Source organism: Halioglobus maricola (genome assembly GCF_009388985.1).
In the GTDB taxonomy this organism is placed as follows: domain Bacteria; phylum Pseudomonadota; class Gammaproteobacteria; order Pseudomonadales; family Halieaceae; genus Halioglobus; species Halioglobus maricola.
This window is the reverse complement of the sequence record NZ_CP036422.1, coordinates 1960353-1979869: the sequence shown is the minus strand read 5'-3', so window position 1 is coordinate 1979869 and position 19517 is coordinate 1960353. Positions and strand designations below refer to the sequence as shown.

The 19517-nt window shown below is 51.9% G+C and carries 18 protein-coding genes; 11 read left to right on the top strand and 7 right to left on the bottom strand.

Features of this window, described 5'->3' with window-relative positions; all coding sequences use genetic code 11:
* Nucleotides 1-146: 146 nt before the first annotated feature.
* From EY643_RS19670 to EY643_RS08975, 3 genes are all read right to left on the bottom strand, one after another.
* Entirely contained in the window at nt 147-332 is a 186-nt protein-coding gene (locus tag EY643_RS19670) for a hypothetical protein (RefSeq protein ID WP_205743190.1), read from the bottom strand.
* Entirely contained in the window at nt 313-1824 is a 1512-nt protein-coding gene (locus EY643_RS08980; RefSeq protein WP_152661889.1) for a flavin-containing monooxygenase, read from the bottom strand. Before EY643_RS08980 ends, EY643_RS19670 begins: the two co-directional genes overlap by 20 nt.
* A 228-nt stretch (nt 1825-2052) precedes the next feature.
* Nucleotides 2053-2793 (bottom strand): FadR/GntR family transcriptional regulator, encoded by a 741-nt coding sequence (locus EY643_RS08975; protein ID WP_170287338.1) that lies wholly within the window; start codon nt 2791-2793, stop codon nt 2053-2055.
* 84 nt (nt 2794-2877) lie between these two features.
* On the opposite strand from EY643_RS08975, the gene EY643_RS08970 reads away from it, so the two are divergent.
* From EY643_RS08970 to EY643_RS08940, 7 genes are all read left to right on the top strand, one after another.
* Nucleotides 2878-4098: an acyl-CoA dehydrogenase family protein gene (locus EY643_RS08970; protein WP_152661887.1), complete on the top strand. Its 1221-nt coding sequence runs from the start codon at nt 2878-2880 to the stop codon at nt 4096-4098.
* A gap of 2 nt (nt 4099-4100) precedes the next feature.
* The gene (locus EY643_RS08965) at nt 4101-5159 is read left to right on the top strand and encodes a phosphotransferase family protein (protein WP_152661886.1); all 1059 of its coding nucleotides are present in this window, start codon (nt 4101-4103) and stop codon (nt 5157-5159) included.
* 19 nt (nt 5160-5178) lie between these two features.
* Nucleotides 5179-6246: an alcohol dehydrogenase catalytic domain-containing protein gene (locus EY643_RS08960; RefSeq protein WP_152661885.1), complete on the top strand. Its 1068-nt coding sequence runs from the start codon at nt 5179-5181 to the stop codon at nt 6244-6246.
* A gap of 50 nt (nt 6247-6296) precedes the next feature.
* Entirely contained in the window at nt 6297-7022 is a 726-nt protein-coding gene (locus EY643_RS08955) for an SDR family NAD(P)-dependent oxidoreductase (protein WP_152661884.1), read from the top strand.
* Nucleotides 7023-7088: 66 nt separating this feature from the next.
* Entirely contained in the window at nt 7089-7991 is a 903-nt protein-coding gene (locus EY643_RS08950; RefSeq protein WP_152661883.1) for a crotonase/enoyl-CoA hydratase family protein, read from the top strand.
* Nucleotides 7992-8040: 49 nt separating this feature from the next.
* Entirely contained in the window at nt 8041-8811 is a 771-nt protein-coding gene (locus EY643_RS08945) for an SDR family NAD(P)-dependent oxidoreductase (RefSeq protein WP_152661882.1), read from the top strand.
* Nucleotides 8812-8848: 37 nt separating this feature from the next.
* Nucleotides 8849-9718, top strand: coding sequence for an alpha/beta fold hydrolase (locus EY643_RS08940; protein ID WP_205743189.1), 870 nt, complete (start codon nt 8849-8851; stop codon nt 9716-9718).
* 132 nt (nt 9719-9850) lie between these two features.
* On the opposite strand, the gene EY643_RS08935 is transcribed toward EY643_RS08940, so the two are convergent.
* The 3 genes from EY643_RS08935 to EY643_RS08925 all read right to left on the bottom strand — a co-directional run bounded on the left by EY643_RS08935 (nt 9851) and on the right by EY643_RS08925 (nt 12769).
* The gene (locus tag EY643_RS08935) at nt 9851-10702 is read right to left on the bottom strand and encodes an enoyl-CoA hydratase-related protein (protein WP_152661880.1); all 852 of its coding nucleotides are present in this window, start codon (nt 10700-10702) and stop codon (nt 9851-9853) included.
* 12 nt (nt 10703-10714) lie between these two features.
* The gene (locus tag EY643_RS08930; RefSeq protein ID WP_152661879.1) at nt 10715-12064 is read right to left on the bottom strand and encodes an MFS transporter; all 1350 of its coding nucleotides are present in this window, start codon (nt 12062-12064) and stop codon (nt 10715-10717) included.
* A gap of 78 nt (nt 12065-12142) precedes the next feature.
* Nucleotides 12143-12769 carry a TetR/AcrR family transcriptional regulator gene (locus tag EY643_RS08925; protein ID WP_152661878.1) on the bottom strand — a complete coding sequence of 209 codons (627 nt, stop codon included), beginning with the start codon at nt 12767-12769 and terminating at the stop codon, nt 12143-12145.
* Nucleotides 12770-12943: 174 nt separating this feature from the next.
* Here EY643_RS08925 and EY643_RS08920 point away from each other — a divergent pair, with 174 nt between their 5' ends.
* The 4 genes from EY643_RS08920 to EY643_RS08905 are packed head-to-tail and all read left to right on the top strand — an operon-like array spanning nt 12944 to nt 15901.
* On the top strand, nt 12944-13855 hold the full coding sequence (locus tag EY643_RS08920; RefSeq protein WP_152661877.1) for an oxidoreductase: 912 nt from the start codon (nt 12944-12946) through the stop codon (nt 13853-13855).
* 43 nt (nt 13856-13898) lie between these two features.
* Nucleotides 13899-14516: a 4'-phosphopantetheinyl transferase family protein gene (locus tag EY643_RS08915; protein WP_170287337.1), complete on the top strand. Its 618-nt coding sequence runs from the start codon at nt 13899-13901 to the stop codon at nt 14514-14516.
* A gap of 18 nt (nt 14517-14534) precedes the next feature.
* On the top strand, nt 14535-15452 hold the full coding sequence (locus EY643_RS08910; protein ID WP_152661875.1) for a metallophosphoesterase: 918 nt from the start codon (nt 14535-14537) through the stop codon (nt 15450-15452).
* Nucleotides 15453-15478: 26 nt separating this feature from the next.
* Nucleotides 15479-15901 carry a PaaI family thioesterase gene (locus EY643_RS08905; protein ID WP_152661874.1) on the top strand — a complete coding sequence of 141 codons (423 nt, stop codon included), beginning with the start codon at nt 15479-15481 and terminating at the stop codon, nt 15899-15901.
* Nucleotides 15902-15938: 37 nt separating this feature from the next.
* On the opposite strand, the gene EY643_RS08900 is transcribed toward EY643_RS08905, so the two are convergent.
* On the bottom strand, nt 15939-19388 hold the full coding sequence (locus EY643_RS08900) for a thioester reductase domain-containing protein (RefSeq protein ID WP_240732898.1): 3450 nt from the start codon (nt 19386-19388) through the stop codon (nt 15939-15941).
* Nucleotides 19389-19517: the final 129 nt, after the last annotated feature.

Below are 19517 nucleotides of genomic sequence, written 5' to 3'. Positions count from 1 at the left end.
TGCTCTACCAGGGCGCGGTTGACATTTCCTGGGCGGGCAAATAAGGCACGAGATTTCCCCTACGCAATAAAGAGTAGGTATACCGAGACTAGGCTTGAATGATAGTTTGGGCCACTTCTTGACGATAACGGCCAATGTGAAACTTTTTATTGGTTGAAGCTGAACAAGCCGACCGCCGGACTCCAGGTCTGGCCCCATTCGTTCAGTTGATCCTGCAGTTGGTTCTCGGCGATCTTGTTAAGCTCCGCACGGGGATTCGAGCATGGTTCCAGTCCGTCGAAGCGCCCTGCCCTGGTACAGAGCCAGATGTGATCACCTATGTCGGTGTCCATCATAGACAAACTCAGAGCCGTTCAAGTCGGTGGCAGGAATCTGCTCTCGTTCAACCCAGTAATCCTGATTATGACGCCACTCAGGTTTACTCCCTCGACTGGGAAGAAGAGAGAGATCGCGCATCAGGTAATTCGGATTGAACTCCTCATCACTGATCCACGGCAATATCTGCATATCCTGATCTTCGTCACGCAACGCCACTTCAACGCGTTTTGCCTCTCGTGCATCCATATTTTTGAATAGCTTACACACGAGCTCGCCCAGCATATCCACGCGCAGTGTCCAACTGGCACGGAAGTAACCAAAAACCCAGACCATGTTGGGCACACCGGTAAACATCATGCCTCTATAATTGACGGTTTCGTGCCAATTCACCTGCTCACCATCGACTTCGAACGGGATGCCCCCCATCACCTTCAAATTGAATCCGGTAGCTGCGACGACAATATCTGCTTCGATTTCTTCGCCAGATGCAGTGCGCACTCCCTTCTCGGTGAATGTCTCCAGGGTGTCCGTCACCACCGTCAATTTGCCATCGACGGCGGCCTTAAAGATGTCGGCTCCCGGACAAAATGCGAGCCTCTGCTGCCACGGCCGATACTTTGGTACAAAGTGGGGCTCAAACTCGAAGTCATCGCCCACGTAACTGCGAATCTGGTCCCTCAACATCTCGATCATCGAATCAGGATCAGACTCCGAAAGCTGGGTCATCTCATACTGTTTATAGATAATGTCGGCCCGAACAACGCGATGGATAGTGTCCTCGTCTATGCCAATCAGCCTTAGACGATCTGCCAGCTCATTTCGATTCTCATCACAGTAAAAATAGGTCGGTGAACGTTGCAGCATGGTCACGTGCTTTGCTGTTTTCGCAAACTCGGGAATCACCGTTGCAGCTGTTGCTCCGGAGCCAATCACCAGGACACGCTTGTCGGTGTAATCGGTATTCGGATCCCATAGCTGCGCATGTACAAGCACGCCTTGATATCGATCCATCCCCGACCAGTCGGGGAGATAGGGCTTTTCGTGATCGTAGTAGCCCTGGCACATCCACAGGAAGCCGCAGGTAAACTTCAGCTGTTCTCCATCGACGAGACGAGTAACATCGATATGCCAGATGTTTTCGGCACTGGACCAACTGCAGGCCGTAATACGATGGCCGTAACGTATATGCGGAGCCAGGCCATTTTCTTCTATGACTTCGCCCATGTAGTTGAGTATTTCTTCCCCGGTAGCAATCGGATCGCCGACCCAGGGCTTAAAGTCATAGCCAAAAGTATATAGATCTGAATCAGAGCGCACGCCGGGATACTTATGAGTTTTCCAGGTGCCACCAAACGTGTCTTGCATCTCAAGAATGGCAAAACGTTTGTCTGGACAGTTTTTTTGCAAGTGATAGGCCGAGCCAATACCGGAGATACCCGCTCCAACAATAATTACATCAAAATGTTGATCGTCTTTACCAACTAGCTTGTTTTCCGCTGTAGTCATAGCATTGCCCTCGATTGGACTTTTTTATAGTCGACTGGAGAGTAAGACTTGCACGATTTAAATACAGAAGGGAATGACAATCGCTGCCCAAAATTGACATGTCCGGCCAACAATGGCGATGTAATGGTACTCAAACGCACCGGTGTGCCAGCTACATTGACCGAAGTTGCAATAACCCGTTAGCACTTAAGAAATCGAGCAATCGAGTAGGCACTACCACTTTTCAGACTAGACTACGTTACTGGTTAAGGAACCCACTGCCCCCTGCATGTCCAGCCCTGCTACTTCATAACCACGCTTGAAATCATCCGTGTGCTTCAGCACCCAGGTGCGCGTATGCTCCGGATCGTGATTGCGCAATCCTTCGTAGATCTGTCGGTGAGCCTCCAGCAGCCGCTGGTTAACATCCAGATTAGTCATAAGTTGATGCACCGCAGGAAAGAACAGTTGTGAAATACCCAGCCTGCTCAGCTGCAATACCCGGTTACAGCAGCCCTCGGCGATCAGCGTGTGGAATTCGAAATCCAATTCCTCCAGGGCTTCGCTGTCGCCCAGGTTCGCCTCAGTCTGGCGCAGGTTTTTTGCCAACTTATCCAACTGACTGTCTGAAATTTTTTCGGCAGCTACACCCGCTATATCTGAGTCGATAATTCGGATGGCCTCATAAAGTTCGTTGAAGGTGACCTCTTCGAGAATAAGCGTATTGGAAATCCGACTGCCTATCTTATTGCGATCAGGTGAACGCACTGTCAGCTTCTTGCCGCCGGGCTTTCTTTCCACCAGGCCATTCTCCTCCAGCAGGCGCAGTGCCTCACGAACAGATGAGCGGTGCACCTGCAGGCTGTCGGCGAGGGCCTGTTCGGCGGGAATGGTGTCTCCCACCCTCAGTTCACTTTTCAGAATCTGGCTCTCCAGGATCTGGTAGATCTGGCGGTAGAGGGGCTCACGCTGCAAGGTTTGGGTCGGCATGAGCTTGACTGTATCACACCGCTCCAATAATATGCAATTTTGGTCGGACAGTACGACCATAAGCCAGCATCGAGGGAGTTATTGATGAATTTTGAACATACGGACGCAGTAAAAGAGCTAATGGCTCGCATTGAAGCCTTTATGCAGGAACATATTTACCCTAACGAAGAGGCTTACGAAGACTTTACGACCGACCCAGCCAATCTGTGGGTTGTCCCGCCAATTCTGGAAGAGCTCAAAGCCAAGGCAAAGGCTGAAGGCCTCTGGAACTTCTTCCTGCCTAAAGAGTATGGTGAATTCAGCCCGGGTCTGACTAACCTGGAGTATGCCCCTCTGGCAGAACTGATGGGCCGCGTGGGATTTGCCAGTGAGGTGTTTAACTGTAGCGCACCTGACACCGGCAATATGGAAGTCCTGGCTCGTTATGGCACCTCTGCACAGCAAGAACGGTGGTTGCGTCCATTGCTAGACGGCGACATTCGCTCTGCCTACCTGATGACCGAACCACAAAAAGCCTGTTCCGACGCCACCAATGTCGAGTGCTCCATTGTTCGTGATGGAGATGAGTACGTGATTAACGGTCGCAAGTGGTGGTCTTCCAGTGTTTATGACCCTCGCTGTGAACTGCTGTTGGTCATGGGTAAAACTGACTTCGATGCACCCAAGTACACCCAACAATCGACCATTATTGTGCCCAAAGACACCCCGGGGGTTACCTTGGTTCGTCCACTAAAAGTGATGAATCATTATCACTCGCCCGCAGGCCACGGTGAGGTTCTGCTTGAAAATGTTCGTGTCCCGGTAGAGAACATCATTCTGGGTGAAGGCCGGGGTTTTGAAATTGCCCAGGGCCGTCTTGGCCCAGGTCGTATCCACCACTGTATGCGTCAAATCGGTGCCGCCCAGCGCTGTCTGGATCTGATGTGCCACCGCGTCGAAGAACGTGCACCGTTTGGTAAAAAACTGTCTGCTCAGGGCAGCATTCGTCAGGACGTTGCCAGGTCTCGCTGTGAGATTGAACAGGCTCGACTACTGACGCTGGCCGCTGCCGACAAGTTGGATAAAGTGGGCAACAAAGAAGCTAAAGACCTGATTGCCATGATCAAGATTGTTGCACCGCAAATGTGCCAAGACGTTGCTGACCGTGCCATGCAAGCGCACGGTGGTATGGGAATTTCTCAGGACACCCCCATTGCCAACATCTTCGCCACCGCCCGCATGATTCGTTTTACCGATGGGCCTTGTGAAGTCCATATGTCTCAGCTAGGTAAAATGACCATCAAAGCTGCTGTAGAGAATGCATAAATATGCCAGCACTTGTAGAAAAAGAGCTGGTTGATTTCGATCGACTCAGTGACTGGATGCAGGCACAAGGCCTACCCAGCGAAGGCGCGTTTGAAAACCAACGGCTGCTAACCGGTGGCACCCAAAATATTTTGCTCTATTTTGAGCGCGGCGGTCGCCCCTTTGTTTTAAGACGTCCACCCAAGCACCTTCGTGCCAGCAGCAACAAGGTTATGATGCGCGAAGCTCGGATTCTTCAGGCGCTCACTGGCAGCGGTATACCTCACCCCGGATACATTGCCCACTGTGAAGATGAATCCATATTGGGTGCAGCCTTCTTTCTAATGGAGCCGGTGGAGGGGTTCAACCCATCCACCGGCATGCCTGAGCCACACCGCAGCGATGCTACCATCCGCCGACGTATGTCGGAGTGCCATATGGAAGCCCTGGCCAAGCTAGGTATGCTGGACTACACAAGCCTGGGCCTTGATGGTTTTGGCAAGCCCGAAGGCTTTCTGCAACGACAACCGGCGCGGTGGCGCGGCGAATTAGAAAGTTTCTATGAGCTTGAAGGCTACGGCGACTCTCCCCTGCCCTATCAGCAAGAGATTTACGACTGGCTGGAAAACAATATTCCGGCAGCTACCACACCTGGGATCATTCATGGCGACGCCCACATGGCCAACACCATGACCAACAATGACAATGGCGAACTCGCCGCACTCATTGACTGGGAAATGAGCACGATAGGTGACCCGTTAATAGATCTTGGTTGGGTAATGGCTACCAGTGACGACGGCGACGGCTTTACAACGACAAACATCGAACCCGCGGATGGTTTTTTGAGCATCGCCGAAATGGTTGCCCATTATGGCAAGCACTCTAGCCGAGACCTTACATCTCTTCAGTGGTACGCGGTGCTGGCCTGCTACAAGCTGGGCATTATTCTGGAAGGAACCCATGCGCGTGCATGTGCCGGTAAAGCCGACAAGGCCATGGGCGATCACTTACACGGCTTGACCTTAACGCTTTTCAATCGAGCTCATCGCTGGATTGCACAGGGTATCCCTACTCAAGTCTAAAAAATTAAAGAGGCAGAATATGAAAGCGCTAGTCTTTAACGGCCCCAAAGATATTCGTTACGAATCCTTCAACGATCCTATTATCCGTGATGAACGCAATCTCGTTGTGAAGGTTCTGAACTGCAGTATTTGCGGTTCTGACCTGCATATGTATCACGGTGACCGCATCGGTAAGCTTGATTACTCCCAACCGATGCAACACTTTTGCACCGGCCATGAAGCCATCGGCGAAGTCATGGAAATAGGCTCGGGGGTACGCTCCCACAAAGTGGGTGACCGCATAGTTATTTCCGGCGGCGCGGCCTGTGGCACATGTCGTCGCTGCCTTGCGGGGCAAGCCAACTTGTGCGAGGCGTATCGCACTGGTGCAGCGCACGGAACAGCCTACGGCATTTCTCCCGACCTTAACGGCGGACATGCTGACTACCTTGAAGTCGTCAATGCCGACCTTACCGCAACCAGCATTCCAGAGGGTGTTAGCGACGAACAAGCGATATTACTAACTGACGCACTAGCTACCGGCTATTACGGTGTGAAAATGTCAGGGGTTGGCCCTGGTGACACGGTGGCAGTTATCGGGCAAGGGCCTATAGGACGACTTGCAGCAGAGGCTGCTCTTGCCGTAGGCGCCTCGGCGGTTTATGCCATCGACCCGCAAGCTAGCCGTCGCAACATGGCACAAACCTTTGGAGCCATTGGCTTACATCCCGACGAAGCCGTGCAACGCGTTTATGAAGATACCAGGGGCCTGGGTGTCGACTCAGTCATAGAAGCCGTCGGTGTTGGACCCACCCTCACCCAGGCGGTAAAAATGGCCCGCGTCGGCGGCCGTTTATCGGTGCTGGGCATACTCCAGGCAAATACCAGCATGCCGCTGCATATCGTTCAAGGCAAAAGCCTGGTCGTGCACATGGGCATTGCCGGTATTGTAGATTCATGGCCCGAACTTATCCCGATGTTGCAATCTGGCCGAATTAAAGGCGAAGGCGTATTCACCCATCACTTTGATCTTTCCGATGGCGCCGAAGCCTATCGCATGTTTGATGCCCAGGAAGACGGTGTAATGAAGCTACTTATCACCCCCTAGCCCGACGCTTCACTCAAACCAGGAAAACATTTTTAACACAGGAAAGCGATATGAGCTTGGTAAATGCATTAGATTTTAGCGGCAAAAACGTATTGGTATGCGGAGCCTCGGACGGCATCGGTTACGGTGTGGCAAAGGCCCTGTTAGAAGCGGGCGCAGACGTATCCATTACCGGCACACGCACTGCTGAAGATTACGACAATGATTTTTCGGGCATGACATTTTATTCCCTGAATATCCAGGATGCCGATTCCATTGAAGCACTCGCACAAAATTTTCAAACGCTGGATGTATTGGTAAATTGCATAGGCTCTGTATTGTGGGGCAAGGCGGAGTTTGAACGAGAAGGCTTCGAGAAGATTTTAACCATCAATCTAACCGGCGCAATGCAGTTGTGCACTGAGTTCTTCCCGCTATTGGAAGCCAGCAAGGGTAATATCGTTAACCTCGACTCTGTCGTATCCATTCGACCCGCACCTGCTAACCCCGCGTACACCGCGAGCAAGGCTGGTCTGGTACAGCTTACCAAGGCACTGGCTCAAAAGTGGGGCCGCAAAGGCGTTCGTGTCAACACCCTGGCTCCCGGTATGGTGCCCACCAAACTAACAGCCAACCAATCGAGCCCAGAGCAAGAGGCAGAATTTGCTAAAACATGCCCTGCCGGTCGTTTTGGCACACCTGAAGATATTGCGGGCGGTGTGCTGTTTTTAGCCTCCCCACTGGCCGCCTACGTAACCGGCCATCACTTAGTGGTAGACGGTGGCTTATCCTTGTAATCGGCAACCGACATAGACCCAATTCAATAACGCCAAGCAATTGCAATTGGCACTGAGGAGACTCCGGTGAACACCAAACAATTCGAAACAATCAAATATGACGTCGAAGACCATATCGCGACGATCACCCTGAATCGACCCGACCAGCTAAACGCTATGACGGTACAAATGATGCAGGAAATGGTTCAAGCGCTGGATCTAATCGACGCTGATGATGACGTAAGAGCGGTTATCGTCACTGGCGAAGGCCGAGGTTTTTGTGCTGGCGCAGACCTTACGCAATCAGCCGGTCCAGGCGATAGCTCAAATCCGTTTGAATACCAGATCCCGAAAAATGCCGACGGCAGCATCAACTACAGTGATCCTTCCATCCGTGACGGCGGCGGTTTTATCACCTTGCGCATGTACCAATGCAACAAGCCGATTATTGGCGCCATTAACGGTGCCGCTGTTGGCGCCGGTGGCTCTATGATTGTTGCCATGGATATACGGCTGGCCAGCGAAAAGGCCAAGTTTGGTTACGTTTTTGCACGCAGAGGTATAGTGCCAGAATCTGCCTGCGCATGGTTTTTACCCAAAATCGTTGGCCGCGCCCAGGCTCTGGAATGGTGTATGACCGGCAGAATTTTCGGGCCTGAAGAAGCCTTGGCCGGTGGGCTTATACGTTCGATACACCCTGCTGACGAACTGTTGAGCGCTGCCCGATCACTGGCGCGCGAAATCGTGGATAATACGGCGCCAGTTTCAGTCGCACTCACACGACATATGATTTGGCGCATACCCACACAAGACCACCCAATGGCAGCACATAAAGTAGATAGCCGTGGCGTCTTCAGCCGTGGCCAATCAAAAGATTCTGCCGAGGGCGTAGCCAGCTTTCTGGAGAAGCGAGCCCCAGCCTACCCCGATACAGTCCCAAAAAACCTGCCCGACTTTTTCCCTTGGTGGGAAGAACCTGACTACGAATAGTGGCTGATCGCCGTTTTACCACGCTATCTTATCGATTCAAGGAAAACCTATGTTTGATCTCACTGGAAAAGTCGCCCTGATTACCGGAGGCAACAGCGGCATTGGCCTCGGTATGGCAGAGGGCCTGGCAGAACACGGCTGCGAAATAGTCATATGGGGTACGAATGCGGCTAAAAACGATGCCGCCTTGGAGAAGCTTTCAACCTATGGGCCAAAAATTACTGCCAACATCTGTGATGTCACAGATGCAGCTGCTGTAGATGCAGCTTTTGCTAAAGCATTACATGATCACGGCAAGATAGACGGCTGCTTTGCCAACGCGGGCTATGGCGCCCAAATAACTCGCTTTGATGAGTTTGAGGATGAAGAGTGGAACCGTATCATCGACATCAACCTGAACGGTGCCTTTTACGTATTTCGCAGTGCTGCAAAGCATATGCGCGAGCGAGCCTTAGCCGGTGACCCATTTGGCCGCTTGGTGGGAACATCCAGCCTGGCCGCTATATCAGGCCAGCCCAGGGGCGAGCACTATGGGGCAGCAAAAGGTGGTTTGAACGCGATGATCCGGGCGTTAGCAGTAGAGTATGCAAAACACGGCGTTACCGCACACAGCATTCTACCTGGCTTTGTGGAAACAGGGCTTACCAAAGGCACAGTTGATACACCGGCATTTAGAGAAAAAGCGATGTCAAGGATCCCCACTAAACGGCTGGGCCAAGGCTCAGATTTCGCCGCGATAGCAGTCTATATCATGAGCGATGCCAGCAGCTGGCATACAGGCCAGGATTTTATTATCGATGGTGGCTATTGGATTTTCTAGGGCAGCCACAAACCCCTTCATACTCAGGTATAACCGATTGATCTACCCTACTTCGCATTACTATATTTCACAGCGCCTGAAGCTACACTACACCGACTGGGGCAACCCAGGAGCTCCCCTACTCATCCTTATCCATGGCGGCAAAGACCACTGTCGCAGCTGGGATTGGGTCGCAGAACGTTTAAGAGATGATTGGCATGTCGTGGCCCCCGACTTGCGTGGCCATGGCGATAGCGCCTGGGCTCCCGATGGAAATTACGCTTCAAATGCATTCATTTACGACATTGCGCAACTGGTCCAAAACTTAAGTGCTGATAAAAAAGTCAGGATAGTTGCACACTCCCTGGGTGGAGCAATGGCTCTCAGATATGCCGGCCTTTACCCTGATAAGGTCGAAAAACTGGTGGCTATCGAAGGCTTGAGGCCACTAAGCCCACCAGACAAAGCTTCTGAGGAAAAGCCATCACTGGATCGTTTACGAGACTGGATAGAAACCAAGCAAAAGAATGCTGCCAGAGGAACAAAGTGCTACTCAAATTTTGATGAGGCCTATCAGCGCATGAAAGCAGCGAATCAACAGCTGTCGGACGAGCAAGTGCGCCATTTAACGTGGCATGCCCTCAACCGCAACGAAGATGGCAGTTATAGCTGGAAGTTCGATTATCACCTGAACGCCCTCTCGCCTATCGATTTATCTTCAGACGTATTGCATGATCTTTGGGGGGCTATCACCTGTCCAACCTGGTTAATGTGGGGCGAAAATAGTTGGGCCTCAAGCCCTGAATCCGACGGGCGCCTGTCACATTTCCGCAATGCTGAAGTCATCGCCTATGAAAATGCCGGGCACTGGCTCCATCACGATCAGTTCGACAGTTTCGTGAGCGATCTTAACAAGATTCTTCCTTAACCTGGACTTTATTCGACATAGCCCCCAAGCGACCTTGGTTACAGCTCTGATCGGAGCGTCCCTCTGCAACAGCCAGCTCCACGAGACGACTCGCTAAGTTGCTGGAGGTCACAGCGTGATCACCTGCTGATGCTAGAACGCTGTATCACGAGTTTTTCCTAGCTCAGGAAACACCGCTTCTCGTTTTTCCATACTGGCGGTGAAAGCTTCTTGCATATGGCTTTCCGCGAGCATGCCGGCGTTCCACACACCAATGTAATCCAGAGTGTCGCTAGTAGAGTGGTCGCGGCCGTAATTTATGAGCGTTTTACACCCGGTCACAGCCAGAGGACTCTTTTTGGCTATCTCACTGGCTATGGCCATAACGTGTGTCAGCATCTGGTCGTGTGATTCGAAAACATCATTCACCAAGCCAATCTCCTTGGCTTTTTCTGCAGGGACTCGTTCGCCAGTGTAAGCCATTTGTTTTACCCAGCTTTCGCTTACATACCGCTGCAAGCGTGGAAAAGTACCGACATCGGCAGTCATGGCTATGTTCGTTTCCTGCACACAGAAAAAGGCATCGCTGGTGCACCAGCGAATGTCACCTGCGCAGATCATGTCAATACCTCCACCAATAACACCTCCCTGACAAGCCACCAGGACGGGCATGCGGGCCTCTTCGATGACATTAAAACTATGCTGAATGCGTTTCAGGTTATTGCGGAAAACATCTGCGTTGATGTATTGGTCGTGCTGCTCAGCACTAGTGAGATCGTCTCCCGCAAATATCGACAAGTCCATGCCGGCGGTAAAATGCTTGCCTTGCGAGGAAATGACGATAACGCGTGCAAGCGCACCGCGATCGATTGCCTGTATGATTTGAGGCAGATCGTTCCAGAAGGCTTTATTCATGCTGTTCATCGCTTCTGGTCGAGATAGCACGATGTGGGCCACCTTGTCGCTAATAGTGACATCAAAACATTCGTAGTTGTCTTTCAACATAGTGTGTTCCTTCTAATGGTTGGCTAGTGCGCCAATACCTTCCAGCTCAGCGATAATTTCCTTATGAGCTTCCGGCGTAATAGGAAACCGCCAGATCATCAGCATCGCCACAGCATTGGCTAAAATGGGTATAGCTACGACCAGGTACAATAACCCCTGTACGGATTCAGGCGAGTTAAGCTCTGCCGTAGAGTCGAAGCCGATAAGGTCTAACAGAAAATAGGTGCTGCCAATCGCCAAGGCACCTGCTAACTTTTCACCGGTCGTAAAACAAGCGAACATAAATCCTGTGCGATAGGTACCCTTGTTCTGCAGCGCGTCCAAATCGGTAGTGTCAGCCAAAAGAGATCGTAACAAGATGGGTGACGAACTGACCCCCAGCCCCATTAGTGTAAACAGAAACGCGATAGAAACGATGTCATTGTGAGGCACCAAAAGTAGCCCCAGCTGGCAGCAACTGCCGTACAGCATAGCAATGAGTAACGCCTTTGGTTTACCGATCCGATAGCTCAATGCCATCCATAGAGGCGCCCCGAAAATAGCCGGCAGGAAAAATAGCAATAACAATGAGCTCGATTGCTCCTCCAGGCCCCAGATCCACTTCAATGCAAACAGTAGTACACCGCTCGTCGCCGAAGCCGCAAAGAACGTGAGGAATACTGCGATCAGGCAGCGGATATAGGCCGGATTGGTACTAAAAATAGCTATGATGTCAGTCAGACGAGTATGCACCTGTGTAGTGGTTGCTTTGTCGGGTACAAACCTAAGGCAAAGTAAAACCGTAATCGGCATGCTGATGATTAGAAACCAACCCATGCTGGCCACTTTTTGCCGAGCGCCTACATTCCATAGTTGTTCTGCGAGCGCAGGTACGATCAATACCAGTAGCATCCCAAGGCTCATAATGATCTCGCGCCAACCGTAAATACGGGATCGCTCGTGATATGAAGTCGTGAGATCAGCGCCCCAGGCCTGATGAGTGACCGAGCTTATGGTCATGCCCAGATAGAGCACAAAAAGCCAGGCGACTAAATAGAAAGGCGATACTGCATCCGGCGGCATATAGATTGCGAATGCGCCGGCTATTGTGATTGGTACACTTAAAGCGATCCAGTGCCGGCGTTTGCCCCATCGACTGGGGAAACGGTCCATCAGATACCCAATGGTCGGGTCGGTGATAACATCCCATATTCGGGCAAGCGTAAAAATCAGCCCCACGGTTGCAACACCTAATCCAAGGTCTTGCGCAAAAAAGGGCGGCAGATAAACCGCTAAGGGCAGACCGAGCGCGGCGAAGGGTAATGAAACCGAGCAATAGCTCGCCAGGACCGATATTCTTGTGCTTTTAGGCCTTGAGGACATATGGCTATAGCGTGTGTCTACGCGAATCCTGGCAAGCCTGAAATGCCCAGGCCTGGTCCATTTTCGAGCCCGGACAGGTCACGTCTGAGCACTCAGTACCTCGGTGCAGGTGCTGGTAATCATGTCGTAGGCCGCATTGATGTCCACAGTCTTGTCTATCAGGTGTAGCGACCCGATTCCCCGGAGCATGCCAATGCACATGTGGGAAAAGGACCTGAGGTCCAAGTCGGCATTGACTTCGCCGGTTTTCTGGCCGTTTTCCAGCAGTTCAACAATCATGTCACTAATCTGGCGGTTGTACTTGCGGAAGGTGGTTCGCAATTCGGGAATTAATGCGCGCCCTTCCGACATCAGCCGGCTCTGCGCCAGCACCAGATCACTGCGTTTGGCGACGTTGTCCAGGTAGAATCGGCACATTGACTTCAGTGTCTCAATACTGGAGTCAGAGTGGCCCACCGAAGACTCACGCAGCATCTCTGTCCACTCCTCCAGGACCCTCATGCAGGTAGCCTGGAGCAGCTTATTTTTCGAGCCAAAGCGATGGTTGACCAGCCCAGGACTAACGCCCGCCTCTTTGCCTAGACTGGCAAGCGTCATCTTGTTGGGGCCGTCCCTGGCGATTAACTTGATAGCAGCCGCATACATCGCCTCTTCAGTGGCTTCGATGCGTTCTGCCTGGGTTCGGCGTTTTGCGGGGGCTGGCATGGCGTCCTGTTTCCTCTATCGCTTGTAACTCCAAAGTCTACCTCACGACTCGGCGAATAGTAATTGTATTGGCATTTGATATCATGTACCGTTCGAAATATATTAAATGGTCATTTATTATTATTCAAATGGTGGGGCACGTCGCGTGCTCGCCCACCAGGAACAGGTGCACTTATGCTTAAAGGATTCACCGACCGGGACGTGCCGAGCATGACCGGTAATACCGTTTTGGTAACAGGCGCTAACACAGGCCTGGGCTTTGAGACGGCAAAAGTACTCGCCGGCCGTGGCGCTGAGGTTCTTGTTGCTTGTCGCTCAGAAGCCAAGGCCGAGGCCGCGATGGAGCAGATCAGGCAAGCGCACAGTAGCGCATTGCTCAAATACATACCGTTGGATCTTGGCAGCCTGTCTTCGGTAAGAGAAGCTGCTGAGCAGATCAATGCAATGCCTCGCCTGGACCTGCTGATCAACAACGCAGGCATTATGATTCCTCCTTACGAACTAACAGCCGACGGTTTCGAATCGCAATTTGGCGTTAACCATCTAGGCCCTTTTGCCCTGACAGGCCTCCTGCTTGATAAGTTAGATGAAGGTCCAGCTGGTCGCGTAGTGAACACAAGCAGCCTTGCCGCGGTTAAGGGCAAGTTTCTATTTGATGACATAAATGCCGAGACAGGGTACGACGCGATGGAGCGCTACAGCATGAGTAAGCTGGCGAATCTCGCGTTTTCGCGAGAACTTGATAAGCGCCTGAAAGCATCCGGCTCTAACTGTGTCTCCATCGCCTGTCATCCAGGCATAGCCACTACCGAGCTGTCGCGACACTTCCCATGGTGGGTAATGCTAGCTGCACCACTATTTGCATTGCTCGCAAATTCACCCAAGCAAGGTGCATGGCCGACTTTGATGGCGGCTACGGATTCTTCCTTACAGGGCGGGGAATACTGCGGACCCTCGAAGCGTAAGCAGATGGCGGGCCCAGCAATATGCGTATCGCAGAGAAAGATTGACCAGATGGAGCTGGAGAAGCTCTGGGATCTTTCTGTGGAATTGACGGGGGTCGACTACCTTCGCAATGCTGGCTAATCACCTCCCCCCAGATATCGTTCTTGTCGTGGCGACAGAGCCCATGCAGACCCAACTGCTAAACGATGATGAAGAAGCATGTGTCGCTAACGCCGTGGAAAAACGTAAACGTGAGTTTCGTAGTGGCCGCCACGCTGCGAAAGCTGCCTTGCTGCAGCTCGGGTTCGAAGAGAATATCAATCTGCTACCCGTAGCCGGTGGCAAGCGCCCGGATTGGCCTGCTGGGTATGTTGGCAGCATCACCCACACAGCGGGGTATTGTGCTGCCGCCGTTGCACCCCAGGCTCATTATCGTGCCATCGGTATCGACGTTGAGCCACGTACACCTATGAACCCAAATGTTCTTTCCAAAATCTGTACCGAGCGTGAACAACAATGGATCGCCCGACAGCCAGATGACGACCGTAAGCTGGATTGGGGGAAAACCCTATTTTGCATCAAAGAGACGCTTTACAAGGTATTTAATCCAATCCATGACGTTTTTCTAGGCTTCCAGGAAGCGGAAGTCCAGCTTTGCCTCTCTGACTGGAGTTTCACGGCGGACATTCATCAGCAAGACAAGGGCATCAAGTGCTGTTATCGCGGCCGCTTCAGTATGGATAATCGGTACATCTATGCCAGCACATTGTTGACGCAAGATTTGAAGCCAAGCACCCCTTAGGGTCGTTGCAAGCAAAGCATGCCACGCATTTTCGCCATTTCAGACCTCCATGTGGATTATCCCGAAAACCTGCGATACATGTTGTCGCTTTCCAACAACGACTACCTTGATGACACATTGATCATCGCTGGGGATGTGAGTGATTCACTGAGCCTGCTGGAAAAATTGCTGGTCAGCTTGCAGCAGAAATTCGCTCAACTAGTCTACGTTCCCGGCAACCACGAACTTTGGGTGCGAGATGAGGCTGCGGCAGATTCACTGGAAAAATTCCATGACATTGTGGACCTCTGCCAGCGACTCGGGGTTTATACCGAGCCTTTCAGGGTCGGCAAGGGCCAGAGTGCCGTCTGGCTGGTGCCACTGTATTCCTGGTACAGAACAGCGGAAGCCGACAGGCATACCCTGCTTATTAACAAAGAGGGAGAGGACTGGAAAAACAGCTACTGGATGGACAATTATTACTGCCGATGGCCAGACCGATTTGATCAGGATTGCGGCGCTATTGCCGATCATTTTCTGTCACTGAACAACGAAGCAATCGCACGCTCTTACGATGCTCCCATACTAAGTTTTAGTCATTTCCTGCCGCGCAAGGAACTGATCTTTGACCAACTGGAGGCTGCAGCGCGCTTCTGCCAGGAAGGTGCTGTGATCCCAAGTTATCCTAAGGACCCTGCACCGACGTTCAACTTCACGCGGGTTGCCGGCTGCGACAAGCTCGACGAGCAGATCAGGCGATTGGGTGCGGTCATGCATGTCTACGGCCATCAGCACCACCAACGCAACCGATCGATAGCCGGCGTGACCTATGTCTCCAATTGCCTGGGCTATGCCCGCGAGCGTGACCGCCTGGGAGGCTACGTAGCCCCCAAACTCTTGTGGTGCGACGGCATATTCCTTGAACCCGAAGAAGTCTTTGACGACACATTTCATTAACCTGAATCTTGAGAGAACTTGAATAAATGCGATCTACACACGAACAAAACCTCGTCGATAAGTTCAACGCGCAAGCACCAAAATTCCTGCAAATGCTTGGCGCGCGCCTCCTTACGGTAGACATCGAGGCCCAAAGCTGTACTTTTGAATTCAATGTTAGTACAGATTTCTGTCACTCGGTGGACATTGTCCAAGGCGGATTTACAACTGCTATGCTCGATGCAGCAATGAGCCATGCGATGTTCGCTTGCGAGGACAACGTGAAGGCGGTGTCATCGCTTGAGATAAAGACGAGCTATCCTGATGTTACGCGCGCGGGCTTATTGAGGGCCGAGGGAAGAATTGTGAAGGCAGGTTACAGGACAGCCTTCTTGGAAGGGAGTCTATACAATGCCGAGGGTGTGCTATCCGCAACGGCAAGCACAGTCGCCAAGATCAGTAGAAAGTAGAGTCTTATCAAGAAAGTCTGTTGATGTCGCGGGCGGCCTAATGGACTAAACCTTGGACTTTCATGTCTGCAAGACACTTATTGATAAAACGTTGATCCAGATGTGGCACGCCCGATTCATAATGTTGCTGCATAAGAGCCATGAAGTTATCGCATCCTCGGCCGTAATTGCCCGCGGGATAGGGCTGACTAAATGCGCTAATTATGGCCAGGGCTGAAAACTGTTTGCGCTCGTCCGGCAAGGCTTTGAGTTTCTGCTCGAAACGCTGCACCCATTCCCGGTGGTCGTCAACGCGGGTTATTACATGCCCGGCAGCTTCAATCCAGTCGACAAATGCATCGAGAGAGCAGCCGTCGTCATGGTGGTAGTTTGAGATGTAATACAACTTGTACGCATCCGGGTTAAAGTTGCGACCATTGACGATGGCCTGCGCCACCACATTAACAGGCAAACCATTGTAGTGACCGCTCTGCACTTTGCCTTCACTATCCAGTTGGTAGAAAGAGCGCGGTGCCAGCCCGGTTTCTATCACGCTGAACAACAGACGGGTAAACATATCGTCAGTATTCATGTGTCCTGCATAGCTTTCGTGCGCGAGCATCATTTCGCCGCGAAATACGTTAACCGGTATTCCGTATCCGGCATGCGCGTCCTGCAGTAAATGTTCTCCTGCCCACTTGCTCAGCCCGTAGCCCGAGGCATAGAAATCGGACAGCTGGGCGCTGTCTTGCAAGGGGGCTTCTTCGTTCACACCCTGGCTGGTATCGAGGAATTGGCTCACTGCAACGGATGATACGAAGTCGATTGGTTTCTTGCGCACCAGCAGCGCCATCTTGATGATTTCGGCAGTACCCACCACGTTGGCGTTGAAGAGGTTCGGGTAGCTCATTTTGTGGTTTACCAGCGCTCCCACATGGACAATACGGTTAACTTCTTCCGTAAGGCGCCTGAAGGTCGCGCTATCCAATCCCAGATCCGGCTCAGCGATATCACCAGCCAATACTTCCAGATGCTTGCTGGCCAGCTTGAGATATTCGTTTTCAAGCGACGCGTCCACGTCGGACCATGCGCTAAACACTTCGTCAAGGCGGCTCCGAGCAGAGGCGTCATCATGGGCGCGAATCAGGCATACTACTTTGCCGCCAACGGTTGATGCCTTTTTCAGCAGATCCACACAGACAAAGCGCCCCAGAAAGCCGTTAGCACCTGTAAGCAAGAAGGTTGCTTCATCTTCTGTCGCCACAGCGGGCAAAGACGAGCGAGCAAGCTCAAGGTCTGTGTCGATCAGGAACCGTTCAACTTTCAGGTCCGATGCAAAAACCTCTTCAGCACCTTTACCATGAATGGACGCATAGCTCACTGCTTCCAGTTCGCCGTTCAGGGAGCGATCAATCGTCTCTGCCCAGCGGGAGATTCCAGCGGTCGGGCTGAGCAGCAGATCGGCAGGAATATTAACGCCGAAAACTTCCTCTAACAGCAGCGAGAATGATGCCGCGCCTAGTGAATCACCACCCAGGTCAGAAAAATTGCCGGGGCTATCAGGGGAAATGTTCTCGATATTCAGCAAGTACTTCAGTACTTCACAAACTTTCTCTTTGGTCGATAGTTTGTTTGTAGTGTCTTTGATCTGCTGCAGATGCTCGTCTTTCCGACTCTCATGCTCAGCATATATCGCTTCCAGACGCTCGCCATACTTTTTCTTGAAAGCCGGCGCCAGGCGCTTTCTCACGCTCGACAGCAAGCCGTTTTCCTGTGAAAAAGGCTCTCTCTCTACGATGAAACCCCGAGGCACCTCAAAACTTTTGATGCTTTCTTCACGAGCTACTCGTTGCATCTCCTGCCGTAAAAAGGAATCCAGATCCGTCTCAGCTGCATCTGCGCCAATCAATGAATGAACAGCTTCTAAGTCGGGTACGATAACTGCCAGTAAATACGCCTGCAGTGAATTGCCGTATAGATAGATTTGCCTGATGGCTGCGCTGCCACTTTCAAACTTGGCCTGAAGTTGGCCCAATGCAACATACTCACCCTGCGATAGTTTCAGCACGTCCTTACGACGGTCGATGATCGCAATGTGACCGGATCCTATCTCCTCCACAATATCTCCCGTCAGGAGAAATCCCTCTTCATCAAACAGCTCGGCAGTGGCTTCGGGGTCTTTGTAGTAGCCAGAAGTAGACACTGTGCCTTTGTAGCAAAGCTCTCCTCTGGGATAGGGTTTATCCGATGTGTAGTAACCCAATTCAGGGACATCCCGCAACTTGTATTCGGCGATGGTCTGCGGAGAAATTTTGCCGTCAATAGCGATATTCCCAGAGCCGGATTCGGTATTGCCATAGCTATTTAGCAACCGGAACTCGAAACACTCTGCCATGAACTGGCGGACATGTGCCGAAGTGGGTGCGCCACCGACGGAGCCTGTAAGCAGTCGCGTACCAAGAAAATTACGGCCCATTTCCTGCTTGACCTGTGCAGACGCAACGTCTTCCTTTTCACCTGCACGCACACGTTTGGCGACTTCGTTCTGAAACTGTTGATAGATCAACTCAAACACGCGCGGGAAAAAGCTGAGGCGTGTCGGTTCGGTGATCCTGATATCTTCAAACAGGCTGGACATGTCTGGCCTGAGGGTAAAGTTGCAGATACCGCCAACCAGCAGTGCTCCGGCAACGGCAGCGCGCCCCAGTATGTGGTTGAGCGGAGCGTAGCAGACAACAAATTGCGGAGCCATTCGGGGGGCCATCAATAAGGTGTCATACATTTTTTTGATGGCTTTCTCCTGAAGCATTGCGCCCTTGGGTTTTCCTGTGCTTCCGGAAGAATGAATGATTGCGGCGAGCCTTTCTTCGCCCTGCGGATGTGGCGGCAAGGGCTCCCACTCCATGCACCCCCCCAATTCGATCAGTTCTTGCAGCGACGTCAGCGCTATCGGCAGACCGGAGGCAGCAATCATCTTTTCAGCATTGTGGTACTTACTACAATCGTCCACATCTTGCGGTTCGAAATCGAAAACAATAAGGCTCTTGATGCCCTTATGCCGTATGGCGTGCTCGGTCGCAATTTCCAGATCGTTAAGACTAGCCGCGATAGTTGCGGGATCAATATTCGCAATGGTTTCATCAAGGTCTGCACCGGAGGTCATGCTTTGCATAGGCACGGTAACCGCCTGAGCGTACAAACAGGCGGTGTCGATCACCTGATAATCGATGCTGGCAAAACCAATCACGAAGACCATCCCATCGGGTTCGACAGAGTGTTCGCTGTTGTTTCGCCAGGCGTTGGCGAGACTTCGCACCCGATGACCGAATTCACCGTAAGTTATGCCTGTAAATGTCTGCTGGTGCTGCCTGGTACCGTTTGGCTCCAGGGTATATGCGCGCTCTGCCAGCGCCGTACGCTGACTGTAGCCATCAATAATCAGGTCGAGCTTTTCTGTTATCGAGAGGCCAGGCTGCAGCGCCTGCTCGGTCACGTTGGTGTCCGGCATATACCGCAGCATATCCGGGTCCTTTTCGACCATCTCTTTAAAACGCGCTTTCAATCGGCTACTAGGTTCGGGTAATCCCGTCGTATTATTCATGGGCCAGTCTTATTTGAACGTGGTACGCCTTCGATT